This window comes from Streptomyces sp. Y309, from assembly GCF_056712025.1.
This window is the reverse complement of the sequence record NZ_CM160048.1, coordinates 5,170,362-5,190,918: the sequence shown is the minus strand read 5'-3', so window position 1 is coordinate 5,190,918 and position 20,557 is coordinate 5,170,362. Positions and strand designations below refer to the sequence as shown.

General features: G+C 73.4%; 15 protein-coding genes. 12 read left to right on the top strand and 3 right to left on the bottom strand.

What is annotated here, in order from left to right; translation table 11 throughout:
- Together AC0KTA_RS21160 and AC0KTA_RS21155 are read right to left on the bottom strand one after the other, a co-directional pair.
- A complete protein-coding gene (locus AC0KTA_RS21160; protein WP_481049780.1) occupies positions 1-2,097 on the bottom strand; it encodes a hypothetical protein in 2,097 nt (698 codons plus the stop codon).
- Positions 2,098-2,321: 224 nt separating this feature from the next.
- Entirely contained in the window at positions 2,322-3,710 is a 1,389-nt protein-coding gene (locus tag AC0KTA_RS21155; RefSeq protein WP_189735320.1) for an NsdA family TPR-like regulatory protein, read from the bottom strand.
- 433 nt (positions 3,711-4,143) lie between these two features.
- Between AC0KTA_RS21155 and AC0KTA_RS21150 the strand changes: the two genes are divergently transcribed.
- From AC0KTA_RS21150 to AC0KTA_RS21120, 7 genes are all read left to right on the top strand, one after another.
- A complete protein-coding gene (locus tag AC0KTA_RS21150; protein ID WP_481049779.1) occupies positions 4,144-4,830 on the top strand; it encodes a bifunctional DNA primase/polymerase in 687 nt (228 codons plus the stop codon).
- A gap of 357 nt (positions 4,831-5,187) precedes the next feature.
- Entirely contained in the window at positions 5,188-5,961 is a 774-nt protein-coding gene (locus tag AC0KTA_RS21145) for an ABC transporter ATP-binding protein (protein WP_481049778.1), read from the top strand.
- Positions 5,958-7,592 carry a transporter gene (locus tag AC0KTA_RS21140; protein ID WP_481049777.1) on the top strand — a complete coding sequence of 545 codons (1,635 nt, stop codon included), beginning with the start codon at positions 5,958-5,960 and terminating at the stop codon, positions 7,590-7,592. The genes AC0KTA_RS21145 and AC0KTA_RS21140 overlap by 4 nt, the downstream gene beginning before the upstream one ends.
- A 411-nt stretch (positions 7,593-8,003) precedes the next feature.
- Positions 8,004-9,224 (top strand): methyltransferase domain-containing protein, encoded by a 1,221-nt coding sequence (locus tag AC0KTA_RS21135; RefSeq protein ID WP_481049776.1) that lies wholly within the window; start codon positions 8,004-8,006, stop codon positions 9,222-9,224.
- A gap of 42 nt (positions 9,225-9,266) precedes the next feature.
- Complete coding sequence (locus AC0KTA_RS21130; RefSeq protein ID WP_481049775.1) at positions 9,267-12,467, top strand: amino acid adenylation domain-containing protein; 3,201 nt, start codon at positions 9,267-9,269, stop codon at positions 12,465-12,467.
- The gene (locus AC0KTA_RS21125) at positions 12,464-13,798 is read left to right on the top strand and encodes a nucleotide disphospho-sugar-binding domain-containing protein (protein WP_481049774.1); all 1,335 of its coding nucleotides are present in this window, start codon (positions 12,464-12,466) and stop codon (positions 13,796-13,798) included. Before AC0KTA_RS21130 ends, AC0KTA_RS21125 begins: the two co-directional genes overlap by 4 nt.
- Complete coding sequence (locus tag AC0KTA_RS21120; protein ID WP_481049773.1) at positions 13,795-14,538, top strand: class I SAM-dependent DNA methyltransferase; 744 nt, start codon at positions 13,795-13,797, stop codon at positions 14,536-14,538. Before AC0KTA_RS21125 ends, AC0KTA_RS21120 begins: the two co-directional genes overlap by 4 nt.
- On the opposite strand, the gene AC0KTA_RS21115 is transcribed toward AC0KTA_RS21120, so the two are convergent.
- Positions 14,510-15,718 carry a cytochrome P450 gene (locus AC0KTA_RS21115; RefSeq protein WP_481049772.1) on the bottom strand — a complete coding sequence of 403 codons (1,209 nt, stop codon included), beginning with the start codon at positions 15,716-15,718 and terminating at the stop codon, positions 14,510-14,512. The two genes, AC0KTA_RS21120 and AC0KTA_RS21115, sit on opposite strands and share 29 nt — an antisense overlap.
- A gap of 217 nt (positions 15,719-15,935) precedes the next feature.
- Between AC0KTA_RS21115 and AC0KTA_RS21110 the strand changes: the two genes are divergently transcribed.
- From AC0KTA_RS21110 to AC0KTA_RS21090, 5 genes are read left to right on the top strand one after another with little or no spacing between them, the layout of a single operon-like run.
- Entirely contained in the window at positions 15,936-17,195 is a 1,260-nt protein-coding gene (locus tag AC0KTA_RS21110; protein ID WP_481049771.1) for an activator-dependent family glycosyltransferase, read from the top strand.
- Between the two features lie 23 nt (positions 17,196-17,218).
- Complete coding sequence (rfbA, locus tag AC0KTA_RS21105) at positions 17,219-18,082, top strand: glucose-1-phosphate thymidylyltransferase RfbA (RefSeq protein ID WP_481049770.1); 864 nt, start codon at positions 17,219-17,221, stop codon at positions 18,080-18,082.
- Positions 18,083-18,091: 9 nt separating this feature from the next.
- The gene (locus AC0KTA_RS21100; RefSeq protein WP_481049769.1) at positions 18,092-18,664 is read left to right on the top strand and encodes a pyridoxamine 5'-phosphate oxidase family protein; all 573 of its coding nucleotides are present in this window, start codon (positions 18,092-18,094) and stop codon (positions 18,662-18,664) included.
- Positions 18,661-20,064, top strand: coding sequence for an NDP-hexose 2,3-dehydratase family protein (locus AC0KTA_RS21095; RefSeq protein WP_481049768.1), 1,404 nt, complete (start codon positions 18,661-18,663; stop codon positions 20,062-20,064). The genes AC0KTA_RS21100 and AC0KTA_RS21095 overlap by 4 nt, the downstream gene beginning before the upstream one ends.
- Complete coding sequence (locus AC0KTA_RS21090; RefSeq protein WP_481049767.1) at positions 20,054-20,545, top strand: sugar 3,4-ketoisomerase; 492 nt, start codon at positions 20,054-20,056, stop codon at positions 20,543-20,545. The genes AC0KTA_RS21095 and AC0KTA_RS21090 overlap by 11 nt, the downstream gene beginning before the upstream one ends.
- Positions 20,546-20,557: the final 12 nt, after the last annotated feature.

The window sequence follows — 20,557 nt, the reverse complement described above, 5'->3', positions numbered from 1 at the left end:
TTACAGCTGCGTCTTGTCCCGCTTGGTCAGTCCGTGCTGCTGCGCGATCGCGTTCCACAGGGCCGCCGCCTGCTGCTTGGCCCGCGTCGCCTCGCCGCTCGCGCGGTTGCCCGCGGCCGAGTGGTTGGTCTGCCGGGCGTGGCCCTTGCGGCAGCCCTTCTTGCGGGCGACCTGGTCGGCCCACGCGGCGTAGTGGTTGTCGGCCGACGCGGACGCCTTCCACGCCTTGTTGAGCGCGGCGGTCAGCTGCGCGTGCTTCGGCAGCTGGTCGACGGTCAGGCCGGAGAGCCTGCCGACGAGGCCGTCGCGCTGCCTGGCCGCGGCGCGCAGATCGGTGGCGGCCTGCTTCAGGTTCGAGCACTTGCCCACGTTGCGTACGGCGCCGATCACGGCCTCGCGGCTGTTGTTGCTGTCCGCGAGCAGCTTGTCCAGCGCCACCGCCTGCTTCTTGCCGGGGTCGGCGGACGGCGACGGCTTGTCGCTCTCGGCCGGGGCGGTCGCGGCGAGCGGCTTGTTGTCGTCCTTCTCGTCGTCGTCGCCGGCGCCGCCGCCCCCGCTGAGCATCGCGCCCGCGCCGACGCCGAGCACGGCGATGCCCACGCCGACGGCCGCGAGGAGCGGCATCTTGGAGCCGCCGCGGCCGCGGCGCTGGCGCCCGGGCTCGGGCTCCGGCTCGAACGCGGGGCCCGGCGCGGGCACCTGGAGCCGGGGCATCTGCTGGGTGGACGCGGCGCCCTGGTCGGGCTCCGGCTCCCTGCGGAAGAGGCTGTCGAACTCGGCGGGCGGCTGCCGGTCGCCCGGGGCGCCGGGGCGCACGTCGTACGCGGCGGACGGGGACGCAGCGGCGGGCGGGCCCGCGTGGGCGCCGCCGTCCGTGACGGGAGCGATGAACTGGGTGGGCGCGTTGTCGTCCGGGGCCGCGGCCGGGCCGACGTCCTGCGCGCGGCCCAGGAACTGGGTGGCGCCGTCGGCGGGCATCTCGGGCGGCAGCGCGCCCGGCGCCGCGGGGGCGCCGGGGTCGACGGGCGCGATGAACTGGGTGGCCTCGGCGTCGGCCCCGGTGGGCGCCGCGGCGTGTCGGCCGCCACCGTTTCCGGCGGGGTACGCGGCGTCGGGCCCCGGCGGCCCGTAGCCGGGGTCGTGCTGTCCTGCCGACGGGAGGTGTCCGGTGGGCGGGAGCGGCATGCTCTGGGCGGCGGGCGGGAGGGGGGCGGAGGCGTTGGCGCCGTACGAGGCGTCGTGGCCGCCGTGCCCGCCGTTCTGGCCGTACGAGGCGTCGTGACCGCCATACGAAGCGTCGCCGCCGCCGGTCCCCCCGTAGGCGGCGTGCGCCCCGCCGTGCCTGCCGTGCCCGCCGTACGAGGCGCCGGGCAGTTCCTGGCCGTGGTCGGCCGGGGGGAGCGGGTGGTTCTGGGGCGCGCTCTGGCCCTGGTGTGAGCCCTGGTTCTGCTGGTGTGGGCCCTGGTTCTGGTGCGCACCCTGGTTCAGCTGGTGCGCGCCCTGGTTCTGGCCGTGGGGCGGCATGAGGTGGCCCTCGGCGGGTATGGAGCCGTGGCCGGGTATCTGGCCCGGGCCCTGACCGGGGACGTGACCCGAAACTTGACCGGATATCTGCCCTGGGCCCTGGCCAAGCACCTGACCGGGCATCTGACCCGACCCCTGACCATGCCTCGGGGCATACCCCTGCCCCGCCCCCTCGGGCGGCAACGGCGCCCCCTGCGCCCCGTGCCCCCCGTACGCGGCGGCGTCCGGGTACGCCGCCGCCGACGGTGCGGCGGGCGGGAGCGGGGTGCCCTCGGGGGGCAGCGGCATCCCGGACCGGGGTGGCGGCGGCCCGGTGGGGTCCTGGTAGGGCCCGGCGGGCTCCTGGGCCGGGGTGCCCCAGGCCTCGCCCGCGCCGGGTGCCGGAGTCGCCGGGTCCGGGCCCCAGGGGTCGCCCCAGGGGCTGCCGACGGGTGGGGCGGCGTGGTCGCCGGTGGTGCCCGGCATCAGGGGCTCGCTGCCGTCCGCCGGCAGCACGATGCCCTCGTGCGCGTGCCGCGCCGCGGGTTGCTGCGGTTCGGAGGAAGCAGCGCCTTGCCCGCTCTGCTGCGTCACCGGGACTCCTACGAATGGGGGACCTTCGGAACGTCGGCTCACGCTACCGGGTCCCCGCGGCGCTCTGCCACGCAGCTCAGGAGGCGCCAAGCACCGCTCCTGACACAGACGCCACAGGAGTAACAGAAGTTGTGCGGGAGACGCTGTTAAGGGCCCCTTAAGCCCTTTGAGCAAAGCCCCTCAAGGGAGAAGAGGAGCCCGCGCCTCCCGCCGTCGCGCGAGGTTCACGCGGCCTGGAGGTCGAGGCGCGCCCCGAACTCCCGCACCACCGGCTCCTCCCGGAACGGTTCGAGCCGCTGCTGGAAGTCGTCGAGGTACTCCGCGCCGCGGTTGGACCGCAGGGTGCCGAGGAGTTCGACGGCCTTCAGGCCGGTGTGGCAGGCCTGCTCGACCTCGCGGCGCTGGACCTGGGCGGTGGCGAGCAGCACCAGACCGATGGCGCGCCGCCGCGCCCGCGTCGGCGGATGCCCGGCCAGGGACTCCTCCGCGCGCCGGGCGGCCGCGTCGGCCTGTCCCAAGTCGCGGTGGCAGTGCGCGAGTTCGTCGGCCAGATATGCCTGGTCGAAATGGCGGATCCACACCGGGTCGTCGCCCGAGTCCTCCTCGCCCGTGGCGCGTTCCATCGCCTCGACCGCGCGGCCCGCGACCACCTGCGTGGACCGGGCGTCGCCGAGCAGCGCGTGCCCCCGCGCCTCCGCGGCGTAGAACATGCACTCCGCGCGCGGTGTGACCCGCCCGCGCGCCCCCTCCTGCGCCGCCCGCGCGAGCTGCGCGATCTCGCGGGGGTTGCCGAGCTGCGCGGCCAGGTGACTCATCGACGCCGCGAGTACGTACCCTCCGTACCCCCGGTCGCCCGCCGCCTGGGCGAGGCGCAGCGCCTGGATGTAGTAGCGCTGGGCGAGGCCCGGCTGGCCGGTGTCGACGGCCATGTACCCGGCGAGTTCCGTCAACCGGGCGACGGCCGCGAACAGTTCACGGCCCACCGCCTCGCGGTACGAACCCGCGAGCAGCCCGGAGACGACCGAGTTGAGGTAGTGCACGACGACGGGGCGCACGTGCCCGCTGCCGTACTGGTGGTCCAGTTGCGTCAGGGCCTCCGTCATCGCCTTGACGGCGGCCACGTCCGAGAGCCCGACGCGCGGCCCGGCCGTCCGGCCGACCTGTGCGTCCGGCGAGGAGATGAGCCAGTCGCGGCTCGGCTCCACGAGCGCGGACGCGGCGACGGACGAGCCGGACAGGAAGTCCCGCCGCCCCACGTCGCTGCGCCACAGCTCGCAGACCTGCTCGATCGCGCCGAGAACGGTGGGCGAGAACTGCAGCCCCACGCCGGAGGCGAGGTTCTTGCCGTTCGCCATGCCGATCTCGTCGATCGTGACCGTGCGCCCCAGCTTGCGGCCGAGCGCCTCGGCGATGATGCCCGGCGCGCGCCCGCGCGGCTGCTGGCCGCGCAGCCAGCGAGCCACCGACGTCTTGTCGTAACGAAGATCGAGACCGTGCTCCGCGCCGCACATGTTCACGCGACGGGCCAGGCCGGCGTTGGAACAGCCGGCTTCCTGAATGAGCGCCTGCAGCCGTTCGTTGGGCTGCCGCGCGACGAGAGGCCTGGCGGCCATGGCGTACCCCCTGTGTGCACCGTGGACCATCTGGAACTTCGGATGTGGATGTCGAATGAGGAACGGTCCGGGCCGGTTTGCCCGCATCGCCCAGATGATCAATGCCCTGGGAACAACCGGAAGATGCACCACTAGCACCACAAATGAGCTGCAACCTGCGGGAACTTCGCGTTTCACACTCTTTCGTGGCGTTTCGCAGCGCGATACAGCAGAACGCGGCAGAGCGCGACAGAACGATGTGGAATCGCGTAGAACACAACAGAGCGCAGCACAAGTCGGCGAGCCGGGTGAACCTGGGTGAACTCCGACTGCCCCTGACGTGGTTACCCGCGCCCGGCCTCCCTTGCGCATGCGCGCCCCCGGCTGTGCACCCATGCGCCCCGCAGCAGGATCGATGCTCCTCCCCCGCGCACGTGACACCCCGTAACCCCACATGACGGGGGCAGTTGAGCCCTGCGTGGAAGAGACCATCGGAGTCACGTCAGCCGCGCAGATCCCGAAGCAGCGCGGAGAGGCCCTGCAGGACACGGCCGTACGGTACGCGGAGGAACGCCACTGGGATGTCTTCCCCGGCGCCTGGCTCGAGTCCGTCGAGGGCACGTGGCGCTGCTCGTGCGGCGAGGTCGCGTGCCCCGCGCCCGGCGCCCACCCCGTGCGCGACGACTGGCCCACGCAGGCCACGGGCAGCGCGACAGTCGCCCGACGCATGTGGGCCAAGCAGTCGAAAGCCTCGATCCTGCTGCCGACGGGGCGCACGTTCGACGCGATCGACGTGCCCGAGACGGCCGGCTTCCTCGCCCTCGCCCGCATGGAGCGGATGGAGCTGACGCTCGGTCCCGTGACGTGTACGCCGGACCGGCGCATGCAGTTCTTCGTGCTGCCCGGTGCCGCCGCGAAAGTCCCGGACCTCGTGCGCAAGTTGGGCTGGCCGCCCGCCGCCCTCGACCTCGTCACCTTCGGTGAGGGTGCGTACGTCGCCGCGCCCCCCACCCGTTTCGGCGCCTCCGGCGCCGTCCAGTGGGCCTGCCGCCCCACCCCCGCCAACCGCTGGCTCCCCGACGCGGAAGAAATCATCTCCCCCTTGTCCTACGCCTGCGGCAGGGACTCCCGCCGACGCTAGTTCCCCCACCCACCCGCCCTTCCACTGCCGCCCGCCGCACCCGCGGCGGGCGGCTACTCGTCCGCCTCCGCGGGGCGCCCACACGCACCCGCCCTCTTCTGGGGCTCCGCCCCAGACCCCGCTCCTCAAACGCCGGAGGGGCTATATTTCCGCCCCCGCCGCCCCTCCCCACCGCAGGCAATCACCCGCTCCCCCCTGTGGGCGGCGCCCACCCCCGCTCCTCCCCCCTGTGGGCGGCTGGGCCGCCCAGGGGGCGGCACGGGCGGGCACAGCCCAGGCCGACGGGACCGTCCGTCCAAGGGCCACGAGCCCGACGTATCGTGCACCCCACGGGCGACGGCAACCAGAGGGGCAGCGGTGACCCAGCCAGCGGTACGCGTAACGAACCTGTGGAAGGCCTTCGGCCAGCAACTTGCCGTGGCGGGCATCGACCTCACCCTCCCGGCAGGGAAATTCATCGGACTCGTCGGCCCGAACGGCGCGGGCAAGACCACCACCCTCTCCATGGTCACCGGCCTGCTCCGCCCCGACCAGGGCACCGTGGAAGTCGTCGGCCGCGACGTCTGGCGGGACCCCGCCGAGGTCAAGGCCCGCATCGGCGTACTCCCCGAAGGCCTGCGCCTCTTCGACCGCCTCTCCGGGCGCGAACTCCTCGCGTACACGGGCAGACTGCGCGGCCTGCCCGGCGAGGAGGTCGACAAGCGCGCCACCCAGCTCCTGGACGTCCTCGACCTCGCGGGCGCCCAGCACAAACTCGTCGTCGACTACTCGACGGGCATGCGCAAGAAGATCGGACTCGCGGCGGCACTGCTCCACAACCCCGAAGTCCTCTTCCTCGACGAGCCGTTCGAGGGCGTCGACCCCGTCTCCGCGCAGACGATCCGCGGCGTCCTGGAGCGCTACACGGCCTCCGGCGCGACCGTCGTCTTCTCCAGCCACGTGATGGAGCTCGTGGAGTCCCTGTGCGACTGGGTCGCCGTCATCGCGGCGGGCCGCATCCGCGCGCAGGGCCCGCTGGCCGAGGTGCGCGGCGAGGCGGCCACACTCCAGGAGGCGTTCCTCGAACTCGTCGGCGCGAACGGGCGCGACGCCGGGTCGGACCTCGACTGGCTGGGCGGCGGCGCCCGATGACGACACAGGCCACAGCCTCCCCGAGGCCGGGGCCCGCCCCGGGCACGGGCCTCACCCCCGTCTTCGTACGCCTGAAACTGTCCCTGCTCCGCAACGGCCTGCGGCAGTCCTCGGGCCGCCGCGCCGCGTACGTGGCGTCCGCCGTCATCGCGCTGCTGTTCGCCGCGCTCCAGCTCCTCGGCCTGATCCTGCTGCGCGGCAACGAGCACGCGGCGACCGTGTCGGTCATCCTCCTCGCGGTGCTCGCGCTCGGCTGGGCCGTGATGCCGCTGTTCTTCCCGAGCGGCGACGAGACCCTGGACCCCACGCGGCTGGTGATGCTGCCGCTGCGCCCGCGTCCTCTCGTACGCGCCCTGCTCGTCTCCTCGCTGGTGGGCATCGGGCCGCTGTTCACGCTCTGTCTGGCGCTCGGCACGGTGATCGCGGTGGCGCGGGGCGGGGCGGCGGTCGCCGTGGGTGTCGTCGCCGTGCCGCTGACGCTGCTGGTCTGCGTGGCGCTCGCGCGGGCCGTCGCGGCCGCCAACATCCGCCTGCTGACCAGCCGCAAGGGGCGCGACCTCGCCGTACTGAGCGGGCTCGTCATCGCGGTCGGGGCGCAGGTGGTGAACTTCGGGGCGCAGCGGATCGGTTCGTCGGAGGCGGGGCTCGGCGAGCTGGATCCGGCGGCGGACGTGCTCGGCTGGATCCCGCCGTCGTCGGCGCTGTCGGCGGTGCACGCCACCGGCGACGCGCGGTACGTCACGGCGGCGGCCCAACTGACCCTGTCCGTCGCGGCCCTCTTCCTGCTCCTGTGGGTGTGGCGGCGCAGCCTGACCCGGCTGATGACCTCGCCGGACGGCTCGACGCTCGCGGCGGCGGAACCCACACGCACCAAGAACCGCACGACGGGCCTCTCCGCCCGCCTCCCCGCCGGCCGCACCGGGCCCGTCATGGAGCGCACCCTCCGCTACGTGTGGCGCGACCCGAAGACCAAGGCGGCCTGGGTGACGTCCCTGGCCATCGGCCTGATCGTGCCCCTGTTCAACGCGCTGCAGGGCACCGGCTCCGTCTACTTCGCGTGCTTCGCGGCCGGGATGCTCGGCATCCAGATGTACAACCAGTTCGGGCAGGACACCTCGGCGTTCTGGATGGTCGCGATGACGATCTCCTCGACGCGCGACGCGTACGACGAGCTGCGCGCCCGGGCCCTCGCCCTCTTCGCGATCACACTTCCGTACGCGGCCCTCGTCACCGTCCTGACCACGGCGATCCTCGGCGAGTGGCGCGCCCTGCCGGAGGCGCTGGGCCTGTCCTTCGCGCTGCTCGGCGCCATGCTGGCCACCGGCGCCTGGTCGTCGGCCCGCTTCCCCTACTCCATCCCGCAGCAGGGCTACAAGAACGTCGCCCCCGGCCAGGCGGGGCTCGCCTGGATCTCCATCGTCGGCGGCATGCTCACCGCCGCCGTCCTCTGCGCCCCCGTCCTGGCCTTCACCATCTGGCTGCACACGGCGGACCACACGGCCTCGACCTGGCTGCTGCTCCCGCTGGGCACGGTCTACGGTGCCGCCGTCGCGCTCGCGGGGCTGCGGCTCGCGGCGCCCCGGGTGGCCGGGCGGCTGCCGGAGATCCTGGCGGCGGTGAGCAGGGGCTGAGCCCGCCGTGCGCATGCCGTGCGCCTACGGAACGACCCGCGCGTACGCATACGGAACGACCCGCGAGCCGTGGTTCCCCCGTGGGTGAGACGGGGGAAGCCGGCCGGACGTACCGGCGGCTCGCGGGTCGGGTGACTGCCTGGATTTCGGCCGGCTGCACGCAGCTCTCGCGTGCTGGTCCGGCACCGCACTGGGTGTGGTGGCGGGCCGCTAGCCCGCAGTCACCTCTTCCGTCCGGTTTCCGTACATCTGCCGAACCACCTCCTCTCCGAAGTGACACTCACCCTAGGAACTGATCCGGCGGCCTTCAACCGCTTTTCCGAGCGGGGGCGGATCCGTCTCCAGGCGGGCTCAAGGGTTCCTCATGAGCCTTCGAGCCATCCTGTGAAGTCGGCTCCTACGGTCCTCCGCATGGTCACTTGCCGTATCTGCAGCGACAACGTCACCGAGTTCCTGGACTTCGGGCAGCAACCCCTCTCCGACGCCTTCCGCACGCCCGGCGAGAGCCGGCCCGAGTTCTTCTTCCGCCTCGCCGTGGGCGTGTGCGAGGGCTGCGCCATGACCCAGCTCGTCGAAGAGGTCCCGCGGGAGCGGATGTTCCACGAGAACTACCCCTACCGGTCCTCCGGCTCCCGGGTCATGCGGGAGCACTTCGCCGCGACGGCGCGCCGCCTGCTGGCCGAGGAGTGCCGGGGCGAGGATCCCTTCGTCGTGGAGATCGGCTGCAACGACGGGGTGCTGCTGCGCACCGTGCACGAGGCCGGAGTGCGGTGCATGGGCGTCGACCCGTCGTTCGGGGTCGCCGATGAGGCACGCGCCGAAGGCGTACGGATCCTCGGCGAGTTCTTCGAGGAGGAGAGCGCCGTACGCATCCGGAAGGCGGAGGGCGCGGCCCGGCTCGTGTACGCCGCGAACACCATCTGCCACATTCCGTACCTCGACTCCGTGCTGCGCGGCGTCGACACCCTGCTGGCGCCCGGCGGGGTGTTCGTCTTCGAGGACCCCTACCTCGGGGACATCCTCCGCCGCGTCTCCTTCGACCAGATCTACGACGAGCACTTCTACTTCTTCACGGCCACCTCGGTGCAGGCCATGGCCCACCGGTTCGGCTTCCGGCTCGTGCGGGTGGAGCGGCTGCCGGTGCACGGCGGCGAGGTGCGCTACTTCCTCGCCCGGGCCGGCGAGCGCACGCCGGACGCCTCCGTGGCCGGGCTCCTGGACGAGGAGCACCGGGAGCGGGTCGGCGAGCCGGACCGGCTCCGCGCCTTCGCCGAGCAGGTGCGCGCGGTCCGCACCGACCTGCGGGAGCTGCTGACGCGACTGCGGGACGAGGGCAAGCGGGTCGTCGCCTACGGCGCCACCGCGAAGAGCGCGACGGTCGCCAACTACTGCGGCATAGGCCCGGACCTCGTGGAGTTCGTCTGTGACACCACGCCGGAGAAACAGGGGCGGCTGACGCCCGGCTCGCACATCCCGGTGCGCCCGCACGAGGCGTTCGGCTCGCCCGCGTACCCCGACTACGCGCTGCTGTTCGCCTGGAACCACGCCGAAGAGATCACGGCCAAGGAGACCGCGTTCCGTGCGTCGGGCGGACGGTGGATCACCTATGTGCCCGACGTGACGATCTTCTGACCCGCCGAGACGCCCGCGTCCTCTCCGGAAGGTGATCCGCCCATGAACGCCACCCGACCCGTGCTGTGGTCCGGCGCCGCGCGCTCCTATCCCAGCGGCAGCACCCTGGACCAGCTCTTCGACGAACAGGCCGCCTCCCGTCCCGACGCCCCCGCGGCCGTGCACGGCCAGGCGCTGCTCACCTACGGCGAACTCCGGGCCAGGTCCGACCTGCTGGCCGTCCGACTGCGGGAGTCCGGGGCAGGGCCGGGCGACTTCGTGGGAGTGTGCGGCAGCCGCTCGGTGGACGCGCTGGTGGCGCTGCTCGGCGTGCTCAAGTCCGGCGCCGCCTACGTCCCGCTCGACGACGGGCTGCCGCCCGAGCGGCTGCGCGCGATGGCCGAGGACACGGGACTGCGCGTGATCGTGGCGCTGGACACCGTACGAAGGCTGCCGCGCGGAAGCTGGACGCTGCTCGGGGTGTCGGCGGCGCGGGGCGCGGGCCCGGCGCTGCCGGACGCGGGGTCCCCGCTGCCGGACGCGGGGTCCCCGCTCCCGGACACGGAGTCCCCGCTCCCGGACACGGAGTCCCCGCTCCCGCACGCGGGGTCCTCGCTGCCGGCCATGGAACCCGTGCTTCCGGACGCCGCCGGGCCCGCCTACGTCATGTTCACCTCCGGCTCGACCGGGCGGCCCAAGCCCGTGGTCGTCCCGCACCGGGGGGTGGTCCGGCTGGTGACGTCCGAGCCCGCGCTGTCCGGTCCGGGGCCCGGGGACCGCGTGCTGCACTCCTGCGGGCTCTCGTCGGACGCCTCGACCATCGAGATCTGGGCGGCCCTGGTCAACGGCGCCTGCCTGGTGCTCGTCGACCAGCCGGACCTGCTCTCGCCGCCCGCTCTGGAGAAGCTCCTGCGCGCGGAGTCGGTGACCGTGGCCTACCTGACCACGAGCGTCTTCCACCTCGTCGCGCGCAGCCGCCCCGAGGCGCTGTCCGGCCTCCGGCACGTCTCGGCCGGGGGCGAGGCGATGTCCCCGGACCTGGCCCGCGCGGTGCTCACCGCCTGCCCGGACACCACGCTGGTCAACTTCTACGGCCCCACGGAGAACTCGGTCGTCTCCACCGCGTACGTCGTGCGCGAGGTCCCCGAAGGCGCCGACCGGGTGCCGATAGGCCGCCCGATCGCCAACTCCGCCTGCCTGGTGCGCCGTTCGGACGGAACCGGTGCCGGGCCCGGCGACGAGGGCGAACTGCTGGTCGGCGGGGACGGTCTCGCGCTCGGCTACCTCGGCGATCCCGGGCTCACCGCGGAGCGCTTCGTGACCGACCCGCGGGCGCCGGAGCGCACGCTCTACCGAACCGGTGACCGGGTGCGGGTGCGGCCCGACGGGGAGCTGGAGTTCGTGGGCCGCCAGGACCGGCAGATCAAGCTGCGCGGCCACCGCATCGAGATCGACGAGGTGGAGGCACGGCTGCGCGCCCAGGGCGGCGTCGCGGAGGCCGCCGTGCTGCTCGCCGAACGGGAGTCGGGCGACGCCTTCCTCATCGGCTTCTACACGCCCGCACCCGGCGCCGAGCGCGACGGGGCCGACATCCTCGCCGCGCTGCGCCAGTGGCTGCCCGACCAGGCGGTCCCCGCCAGGCTGCTGCGCCTCGACCAGCTCCCGGTGCAGCTCAACGGCAAGGTCGACCAGAAACGTCTCGCCGCGCTCGCCGACCGGCACGGCGACGAGGCCGCCGCGGCCGGGCAGGCGCCCGAGGTCGCCGGCCTCCAGGACACGCTGGCCGAGGTGTGGCACACCACGCTCGCCGTCGACCCGGGCCCCCGCGACGACTTCTTCGCCCTGGGCGGCGACTCGCTGCTCGCCTCGGAGACCGTCAGCCGCACGCTCACCGTCCTCGGCCTCGACGCCTCCCTCGGCAGCGCGCTGGTCGCCGGGCTGCTGCGGGACCCCACGCTGGCGGGTTGGACCCGCACCGTCGCCGTGGCCCGCGACGGGGACGGCGGCCACCGCTCGCCCTCCATGGCCACGCTGATCAAGGACGCCCGGCTGGGCTTCACGCTCCCCCCGCGCCGCGGGCCCGAGCCGCGCTGGCAGGACCCGGAGCATGTGCTGCTGACCGGCGCGACCGGCTTCCTCGGCACCTTCCTGCTGGACCGGCTGCTGCGCACGACACGGGCCCGCGTCCATCTGCCGGTACGCGCGCGGGACGCGGAGCACGCCGGGCGCAGGGTTGCGGCGGCCCGAGCCAAGTACGGTCTTCCGCCCCTCGAACAGGTCGCGGATCCGGGGCGCGTGGTGTGCAGGACCGCCGACCTCACCCGGCCCCGCCTCGGCCTGACCGACCACGAGACGGCGGAGCTGCGCGCCTGTCTCGATCTGGTGCTGCACTCGGGCGCCCAGGTCAACTTCCTTTATCCGTACGCCGAGTTGCGGGCGGCGAACGTGGGCGGCACCCGGGAGGTACTGCGGCTCGCGGCGCCCCGGCGGGTGCCGGTGCACTTCATCTCCACCGTCGCGACCCTCGCCGGGTTCGGCACCGCGGGCGTGCGGCACGTCACCGAGGACACACCGCTCGACCACGGCGACCACCTCACCCTCGGCTACGCGGAGAGCAAGTGGGCGGCCGAGGCGCTGGTCCTCGACGCCGGGGCACGGGGCCTTCCGGTCTCCGTCTTCCGGCCGTACGAGATCACGGGCGAGCAGGCCGGCGGCGTGTGCAACGTGGAAACGGCGATCTGCTCGTTGTTCAAGACCGTCGCCGAGACGGGGGTCGCGCCGGACATCCCGCTGCCGCTGGACTTCGTGCCCGTCGACCACGCGGCCGCCGCCATCGCCCACATCGCCACCACGGACCCGCCCGGGCGGCACGTCTACCACCTCACCAACCCCCGCCCCGCGGCCTTCCACGACATGCTGCGCCGGATGCGGGCCGCGGGCTGCGAGATACGGACGCTGCCGTACCGGCAGTGGGTGCGGGAACTGGTGCGATACGTCGCGGAGCACCCGGCGAGCCCCACGGCGCCGTTCGTCGCCCTGTGCGTGGACCGCAGCCGGGGAGCGGACATGTCCGTGAAGGAGATGTACTTCGACGGCACCTTCCCCCGGCTCGCGCGGACCAATGCGGAGCGCGCGCTGGCGGGCAGCGGCCTGGACTGCCCGCCGGTGGACGACGCCCTGCTGGACCGGTACCTGGCGTACTTCTTCGCCTCGGGCTACCTCCGCCGCCCGCGGCCCACCAAGACACCCGGGAGTCCCCGATGACGATGCGCGTCCTGTTCGTCCCGCTCGCCGCGCCCTCGCACATCACCTTGATGGTGCCGTTGGCGTGGGCGCTCCAGACCGCGGGGCACGAGGTGCGGTTCGCGGTGCCGCCCAACCATGTGGACAGCGTGCTGCGCACCGGCCTGATGGCGGTGCCCTTCGGCGTGGACGTGGACCTGGGCGACTCGCAGGAGGCGATGCCCGAGGGCGAGGCCCCGGAGTGGGAGCGGCTCGCGGGGCTCGACACCGACGGCTCGTACCGCGACGGGCAGATCCGCGACCAGGTGCTCGGCGCGATCGCCGCGTACTGCGCCGTGGACCTGCTCGAGCCCACGATGGACGAGCTGGTGGCGCTGGCCAGGGCGTGGGAGCCGGACCTGGTGGTGTGGGACAACGTCGCCTTCCACGGCTCCGTCGCGGCCCGCGCCGCCGGGGCCGCGAGCGCCCGCTCCCTGGTCGGCGTCGACCATGTGACGCGGATGCGGCGGGCGTTCCTCGCCCGGAACGGTTCGGTGGCCGAGCAGGAGGGGGAGGCCGAGGAGGACGCTGTCGCCGGGCTGCTCGCCGACCGGCTCGACCGCTACGGCGCCGCGTTCGACGAGGCGGTCCTGGTCGGCGACTGGACCGTCAACCCGCTGCCGGAGGCCGTCCCCGCTCCCCCGGGCCTCGCCTGCCTGTCCCTGCGGCAACTGCCCTTCACGCACCTGGAGGCGCTGCCCGACTGGCTCACCGGCAAGCGGGCGGCCCCCGATCTGCCCCGGGTGTGCCTCACCCTGGGCCGGTCGGTGCGGGACGTGCGGGGCAACGACAACTACGGCCTCAGCGTCCCCGATCTGCTCACGGCCGTCGACGGCCTGGACGCCGAGGTGGTCGCGACGCTCACCCCGGAGCAGCTCCCGCCGGGCACGCCCGTGCCGGACAACGTCCGCCTGGTCGACTTCGTACCGATGAACGCGCTGCTGCCCACCTGCGCCGCGGTCCTGCACCACGGCGGCGCGAGCACGCTGATGGCCGCGGTGTGGGCGCGGGTGCCGCAGCTCATCGTGCCCTCGGAGACCTGGGACGAACGCGAACTGGCCGCGGCCGTCGAGGCGTTCGGCGCCGGGCTGACCGTGGGCGCCGCCGAGCCCGGCGCGCGGGGCGGCCCCGGCCCGCGCGCCGGTCTGACGCCGGACGCGGTGCGAGCGGCGCTGACCAGGCTGCTGACCGAGCCCGCCTGGGCGAAGGGCGCGGGCGCGATGCGCCGCGCGACCCTCGCCCACCCGGCACCCAGCGAGGCGGTGCCGGTCCTGGAACGCCTGACGGCCGAGCTGAGGAGCCCCCACGCATGACGACGACGGACAGTGGCACGAGCATCTACGACCACGGCGACATCTATGAGGCCATCTACATGAGCCGCGGCAAGGACTACGCGGCCGAGGCGGCACTCGTGACGTCACTGGTGCGCGAGCGGCTGCCGAAGGCCGACTCGCTGCTCGACGTCGGCTGCGGCGCCGGCAGCCATCTCCAGTGCTTCGCCGGGCACTTCGCGCACGCCGAGGGACTCGACCTGAGCGCGGACATGGTGCGCAGGAACGAGGAGCGCGGCACCGGCGTCCGCGTCACGCGGGGGGACATGCGGGACTTCGCGCTCGGCCGCCGCTTCGACGCGGTGGTGAGCATGTTCAACGTCGTCGCGTACTCCGCCGGGACCGGCGAACTCGACGCCACGCTGGCCTGCTTCGCCCGCCACCTCACGCCCGGCGGCGTCATCGTGATCGAACCGTGGTGGCTGCCCGAGGACTTCCTGGACGGCTATGTGGCCACCGACTCCTTCCAGTGGAAGGGCCGCAGCTACGCGCGGATCTCGCACACCGTGCGCGACGGCGACAGCAGCCACATGGAGGTCCACTATCTGGTGGCCTCCGCCGAGGAGGGCATCACGCACTTCTCCGACGTGCACCGCGCGCGGCTGTTCGAGCGGGAGGACTACGAGAACGCCATCCGGCGGGCGGGCTGCACGGTCGAGTACGTACGCGACGAACACGCGCCGCGCGGGCTGTTCATCGGGACAGCACCGCGCGCAGCCTGACCGGTCCGCCGGTCACCGGGGCCCGGCAGCGGCGTACGAGCGGCTCCACGAGGCGGGTCCGCGGAAAGCCGCGGTCCAGCTCGGCGAGGAGCGTCACGGCGAGCAGCCGGGCCATCGGAACATACGCGTCGACGGCCGGCCCCCAGGGCGGCCGCGGCGCGTTCTTGCGCGTCTGCCGCCCTGGCCGGAAGGCGTCGGGCTCGACGTGGACACGCGGGTCGCGCCCCGCCGCCTGCACGGCGATCACGAGCTCCTCGCCCGCCCGGATGTCGGCACCGCCCAGGGTCAGCGGCGCGCGGGCGACGCGGCTCTCCAAGCGGACGGGAGGTTCGAGCCGCAGGGCCTCGTCCACGGCGGCAGCGGGGTCGGAACGTGGTCCACTCGCGGCGGCCGGATCCGGACGGGGTTCGCTCGCGGCGGCCGGGGCCGATCCGGGATCACGCACGGCAGCCGGGACCGACCCGGGTTCGCTCGCGGCAGCCGGACCCGAACGGGGTTCGCCCGCGCCGAGTTGGAGCGCCACGGCATGTGCCATCACCCGTACCGCCGTGTCGACGCCGACTGCCCACAGCGCCAGTTCTCCCGGGGCGGTCAGCCGGTCGCGCAGTGCGTCGGTCGCGTGCACCAGCGTCCGGGCGGTGCGCAGCGTGGGCGGGCAGAGCTGCGCGTCGGCCAGCCCCTCGGGCGCGGACCCCGCCTCCCGCGGTGTGAGGCACAGCAGTTCGCGCACGCAGTCCCGCGCGAGGGGACGCGCGAGCGCGGAGATCACCTCGGTCTCGCCGTCGCCCGCCGCCTCCACCAGGTCCCGGCAGCGGCGGGCGACCCATGCCGGATCGGGCTGGGGCGCGGGCGCCGCCGCGTCCCGGTCGAACAGGCCGGGTACGACCACGAGGGCCCGCCCCGCCGGTCCCGGACCCAGCCGGGGGTCCGTGAGCGCGGCCGACGCCGTCGCGTGCCGGGCGGTCACCCACGCGCCCGTGGTGCTGCGGTGCACGTCGGGCAGTTCCCACAACCGCGGGAACACGGAGGCGGGTTCGCGGCCGCGCAGCAGCAGCGCGTAGGGGTCGCCGGTCCGCTCTCCGCTGATCCACTGCTCGCCGCGCAGGGTCAGCAGGTGCCGGGCGAGTTCGGCGTCGCCGTGGCGCCGGGGGTCGAGGGCGGGAAGTGCGGCCTGGGCCATGGCATTTCCTTTCGGCGGCGCTCGAAATACGTGCGGGAAGGGCAATTGCAGCAGCCGGGGCCAGATTTTCCGTTGAGGCTGCAAATTCCCTCCTCAAGTACTGCTCAAGGACCTCTCAAGAAGCCTCGACGGCCACCCAAGGAAGCCGTTGATAGCGTCGCTCGGGCGATACGGAAATCCACGGAAGAACGGCAGGGCGACAGAGCGGCGGAATGACGTGCGTGTCCTCTTCACCTCCATACCCGTTACCTCGCACATTCTGAATATGGTGCCGCTGGCCTGGGCGATGCAGTCCGCCGGACACGACGTGCGGTTCGCCGTGCACCCCGAGGCCGCGGCCACCGTGGCCGGCGCCGGGCTCCAGCCCGTCACCGTGGGCCGGCCCCTGCACATGGGGTCGTTCATGGAGCGCGAGTCCGTGATCGCGGGGCTCGGCTTCGACATCTCCGAGGATCCGGCGACGCTGGACGCCGAACGCACCCTCGGCATCCTCACCTGGTACACGACCGTGTTCCTGCAGAACGTCACCGACGAGACGTTCATGGACGACCTCGTCGACGCGGCCCGCGCCTGGCGGCCGGGGCTCGTGGTGTGGGACGCACTCACCTACGCGGGCCCGGTCGCGGCCCGTGCCTGCGACGCCACGCACACCCGGCTGCTGTTCGGCCTCGACCTGCTGGTCCGGATGCGCCACCGCTTCCAGGAGCAGCGCCGGGGCCTGCCGCCCGAGGCGCGGGACGACGTGCTCGCGGAGTGGCTCGACGTCCATCTGCGGCGGCACGGCAGCGGGTTCACCGAGGCGGACGCGACGGGCGACTGGACGGTCGACCCGATGCCGCCGCCGCTCGCCCTGGACGCGGGCCTGCCCGCCGGCCTGCCCCGGATCGCCATGCGGCAGACGCCCTACAACGGCCCGTCCCAGGTGCCCCGCTGGCTGCGCGAGCCGCCGTCGGGGCGGCCCCGGGTCTGTGTGACGCTGGGCCTGTCGCTGCGGGAGATGTGGGACGCCGCCGGCCTTTCCGTCGGCGACCTGCTGGCGGCGGTCGCCGACCTCGACGTGGAGGTCGTGACCACCCTGCCGCCCGACGACGAGGCGCGCCGCGCGCTTCCGCCCAACGTCCGCGCGGTGGATTTCGTGCCGCTCACCGCGCTGCTGCCGAGCTGCTCCGCCGTGGTGCACCACGGCGGAGCGGGCACGCTGCACAGCGCCGTGGCGCACGGCGTCCCGCAACTGATCGTGCCGGACGCCGTGTGGGACCCCCGGCTGCTCGGCGAGCGCCTGGCCGATCTCGGCGCCGGGGCGCTCGTCACGCCGGACCGGCTCACCCCCGAACGGCTGCGCCAGGAACTGCTCCGGCTCCTCGACGACCCCGCTGTCCCGGCCGCGGCCGCCCGTCTCTCCCGATCCGCGCTGACGAGTCCGGGCCCGGATTCCGTGGCGCGCATCCTGACGTCCGGGAGGCATGCGCGGAAATGAGCGGAAACGAAGGGAATCCGGAAATGAAAGGAATCATTCTCGCCGGCGGAACCGGCAGCCGGCTGTACCCCACGACGGTGGCCGTCTCCAAGCAGTTGCTGCCGGTCGGCAACAAACCGATGATCTACTACCCGATGTCGGTGCTGCTCCTTGCCGGTGTACGGGACATCCTCGTCATCGGCCGCCCCGCGGAAATCCCGCGCTTTCAGGAGCTGTTCGGGGACGGATCACATCTGGGAATCAGTGTGTCCTACGCCGAGCAGGCCGAGCCACGGGGCATCGCCGACGCGCTGCTCATCGGCGCCGGCCATATTGCGGGCGATCCGGTGGTGCTCATCCTCGGCGACAACATCTTTCACGGCCACCACTTCTCCGGCACCCTCCAGGAGGCGACGCGCGACCCCCACGGCTGCGTCCTGTTCGGCTATCCCGTGCCCGACCCGGAGCGCTACGGCGTCTGTGAGACGGATGCCGAGGGACGCGTCGTCTCCCTGGAGGAGAAGCCGCGCCACCCGCGTTCCAACCGGGCGGTGACCGGCCTGTACGTCTACGACCACGAGGCCGTCGACATCGCGAAGAACCTGCGGCCCTCCGCGCGCGACGAGTTGGAGATCACCGACGTCAACCGCCACTACGCGGACCGGGGCCGGGCCCGCCTCGTCGACCTCGGCCGGGGCTTCGCGTGGATGGACACAGGCACCCCGGAGAGCTTCCTCCAGGCCGACCTGTACATCCGGGCGCTGGAGGACCGGCAGGGCGTACGCATCGCGTGCCTGGAGGAGGTGGCGCTGCGGATGGGGTTCATCGACATCGACCAGTGCCACCGGCTCGGCTCCGCGCAGTCCGGCTCCGCCTACGGCAAGTACCTGCTCAGTCTGGCCCTGTGAGGAGTCCTCTTGACCTCCGTCGAACCCGGAGCGACGCCCGTCGGATCCGGAGCAACGCCCGAGGAACTGGCCGCGCGCACCCTGCGCCTGCTGGCCGGCACCCGCTATCTGACGCTGGCCACGTGCTCGCCGCGGAGCGGCCCCTGGTCCGCCGCGCTGCACTACGAGTGGCAGCCGGATCCACTGCGGCTGCTGTTCTGCTCGTCCCATCGGACCCGGCACGGGAGAGACATCGCCGCGAACGCCCGGGTGGCCGGCTCCCTGTTCGTCACCGGTGCGGCCACCGACGTCGCCATCGCACCCGTCGAGGGCGCCCAGTTCACCGGCGTCTGCGCCGAGGTGCCGGACGGCGAACTCCGGCAGACGCACCGGTACTTCTTCGAGACGGTCTTCCCCGACCCACAGGTGCGCTCCGAGTGGGCGCTGCCGCCGGCCGCGTTCAGGCCGCCCGGCGTGCACCGGCTCTACCGCGTCACCGTCGACCGGTGGTGGCTGATCGACCTGCGGACCTGGGCCGAGGACAAGATCGACCGCAGGGTCGAGATGCCGCTGTCCGCGCTGGCCGGGACGGGCACCCCGTGAACGAGACCGAGGTGGGCGAGGCCGACCTGACCCAGGCCGACGTGGGCAAGACCGAGGTGGGCGAAGCCGAGCCGTCCGTCGCCTGGCTGCGCGACGTCGGCCGCCGTTCCGCGATGCGCGTGCGCCGTATGCCGCTGGCCGGCCTCGACGGCTGGGAGACCGACCCGGAGACCGGTGACATCCGGCACCGCAGCGGCCGCTTCTTCACCGTCGCCGGGCTGAGCGTCCAGCGCCGGGACGGCGACGCGCACGGCACCGGCACGGGCTGGAGCCAGCCGATCATCGACCAGCCCGAGGTGGGCGTACTCGGTCTGCTCGCCAAGGAGTTCAACGGCGTACGCCACTACCTGATGCAGGCCAAGGCCGAGCCGGGCAACCACAACGGGCACCAGCTCTCCCCCACCGTGCAGGCCACCCGCAGCAACTACACCCGGGTGCACCGCGGCCGGTCCGTGCCGTACCTCGGCTACTTCCAGGACCCCCGGCGGCACCGGGTGCTCGCCGACGTACGGCAGTCGGAACAGGGAGCCTGGTTCCTGCGCAAGCGCAATCGGAACATGATCGTCGAGGTGACGGAGGACGTCGGACTCGCCGACGGGTTCCGCTGGACGACCCGCGCCGAACTGCACCGGCTCCTGGCCGCCGGCGACTACGTCAACATGGACGCGCGCAGCGTCCTGTCCCAGCTGCCGCCGCCCGGCACCCCCGGCACGCCCCGGCACAGCGAGGCCGAGCTGCTGAGCTGGCTCACCGCCCATCGCTGCGAGGAGCCGTTGCGGGTCCGGCGCGTGCCGCTGCGCGCGGTGACCGACTGGGTCAGGACCCCGGAGCGCATCGCGCACGAGCAGGGGCGCTACTTCGACGTGATCGGCGTGCACGCGGAGTCGGCGCACCGCGAGGTCACGAGCTGGCAGCAGCCCATGCTGCGGCCCCGCGAGGGCGGCGTGATCGCTTTCCTGCTGCGCTGGTTCGACGGCACCCCGCACGTCCTGACCGGGGTCCATCGCGAGCCCGGTTACGCCGACGTCGCCGAGCTGGGCCCCACCGTCCAGTGCACGCCCGCCAATTACGCGCACCTGCCGCCGTCCGCGCGGCCGCCGCTGCTCGCGGAGGTCCTCGCGGCCCCGCGGTCCCGGATCCTGTTCGACGCCACGCTCTCCGAGGAGGGCGGGCGCTTCTACCACGCCAGGAACCGCTATCTGGTGGTCGCCACCGACCGGGACCCGGAGTCCCTGGCCGGTGACCACCAGGACCTTTTCCGCTGGGTGACGCCGCACCAACTCGCCGCCCTGCTCCAGCACAGCCACTACGTCAACGTCCAGGCCCGCAGCCTCATCGCGTGCCTGCACAGCCTGCTGTCCGCACCGTCTGTACCCCCGGGAGGGTTCCATGGCCGCTGATCACACGCCGGACGCACCGTCGAAGCCGGACACACCGCAGGCGCGGTCCCCGCTGGCACCGCTGTCCGAGGTGCGCGGCTGCCGGCTCGTCGACCTGCCCGAGCACACCGACCCGCGCGGCTCCCTCACGGTGATCGAGAGCGGCCGGCAGCTCGGCTTCCGGGTCGAGCGGGTCTTCTACGTCCACGGCGTGCCGCCGCACGTGGCCAGGGGTCTGCACGCGCACCGGGAGCTGAACGAGTTCATCGTCGCCGTCTCCGGCTCCTTCGAGGTGACCGTGGACGACGGCACGTGCCGGGCCCGGGTGCGCCTGGACCGCCCCGGCCGGGCCCTGCACATCGAGCCGCACCTGTGGACGGAGTTCACCGGCTTCTCGGCCGACGCGATCTGCCTGGTGCTCGCCTCGGCACCGTACGACCCGGACGACTACCTCTACGACTACGCGGAGTTCGAGGAGTTCGTACGGGCGGCACGCCCTTGAGGCTCACACCCC

Bases quoted from the DNA above. Each gene is read 5' to 3' on its own strand.
- AC0KTA_RS21155 (WP_189735320.1), bottom strand. From the start codon at position 3,710: ATGGCCGCCAGGCCTCTCGTCGCGCGGCAGCCCAACGAACGGCTGCAG.
- AC0KTA_RS21150 (WP_481049779.1), top strand. From the start codon at position 4,144: ATGACGGGGGCAGTTGAGCCCTGCGTGGAAGAGACCATCGGAGTCACG.
- AC0KTA_RS21140 (WP_481049777.1), top strand. From the start codon at position 5,958: ATGACGACACAGGCCACAGCCTCCCCGAGGCCGGGGCCCGCCCCGGGC.
- AC0KTA_RS21135 (WP_481049776.1), top strand. From the start codon at position 8,004: ATGGTCACTTGCCGTATCTGCAGCGACAACGTCACCGAGTTCCTGGAC.
- AC0KTA_RS21130 (WP_481049775.1), top strand. From the start codon at position 9,267: ATGAACGCCACCCGACCCGTGCTGTGGTCCGGCGCCGCGCGCTCCTAT.
- AC0KTA_RS21125 (WP_481049774.1), top strand. From the start codon at position 12,464: ATGACGATGCGCGTCCTGTTCGTCCCGCTCGCCGCGCCCTCGCACATC.
- AC0KTA_RS21120 (WP_481049773.1), top strand. From the start codon at position 13,795: ATGACGACGACGGACAGTGGCACGAGCATCTACGACCACGGCGACATC.
- AC0KTA_RS21115 (WP_481049772.1), bottom strand. From the start codon at position 15,718: ATGGCCCAGGCCGCACTTCCCGCCCTCGACCCCCGGCGCCACGGCGAC.
- rfbA (WP_481049770.1), top strand. From the start codon at position 17,219: ATGAAAGGAATCATTCTCGCCGGCGGAACCGGCAGCCGGCTGTACCCC.
- AC0KTA_RS21090 (WP_481049767.1), top strand. From the start codon at position 20,054: ATGGCCGCTGATCACACGCCGGACGCACCGTCGAAGCCGGACACACCG.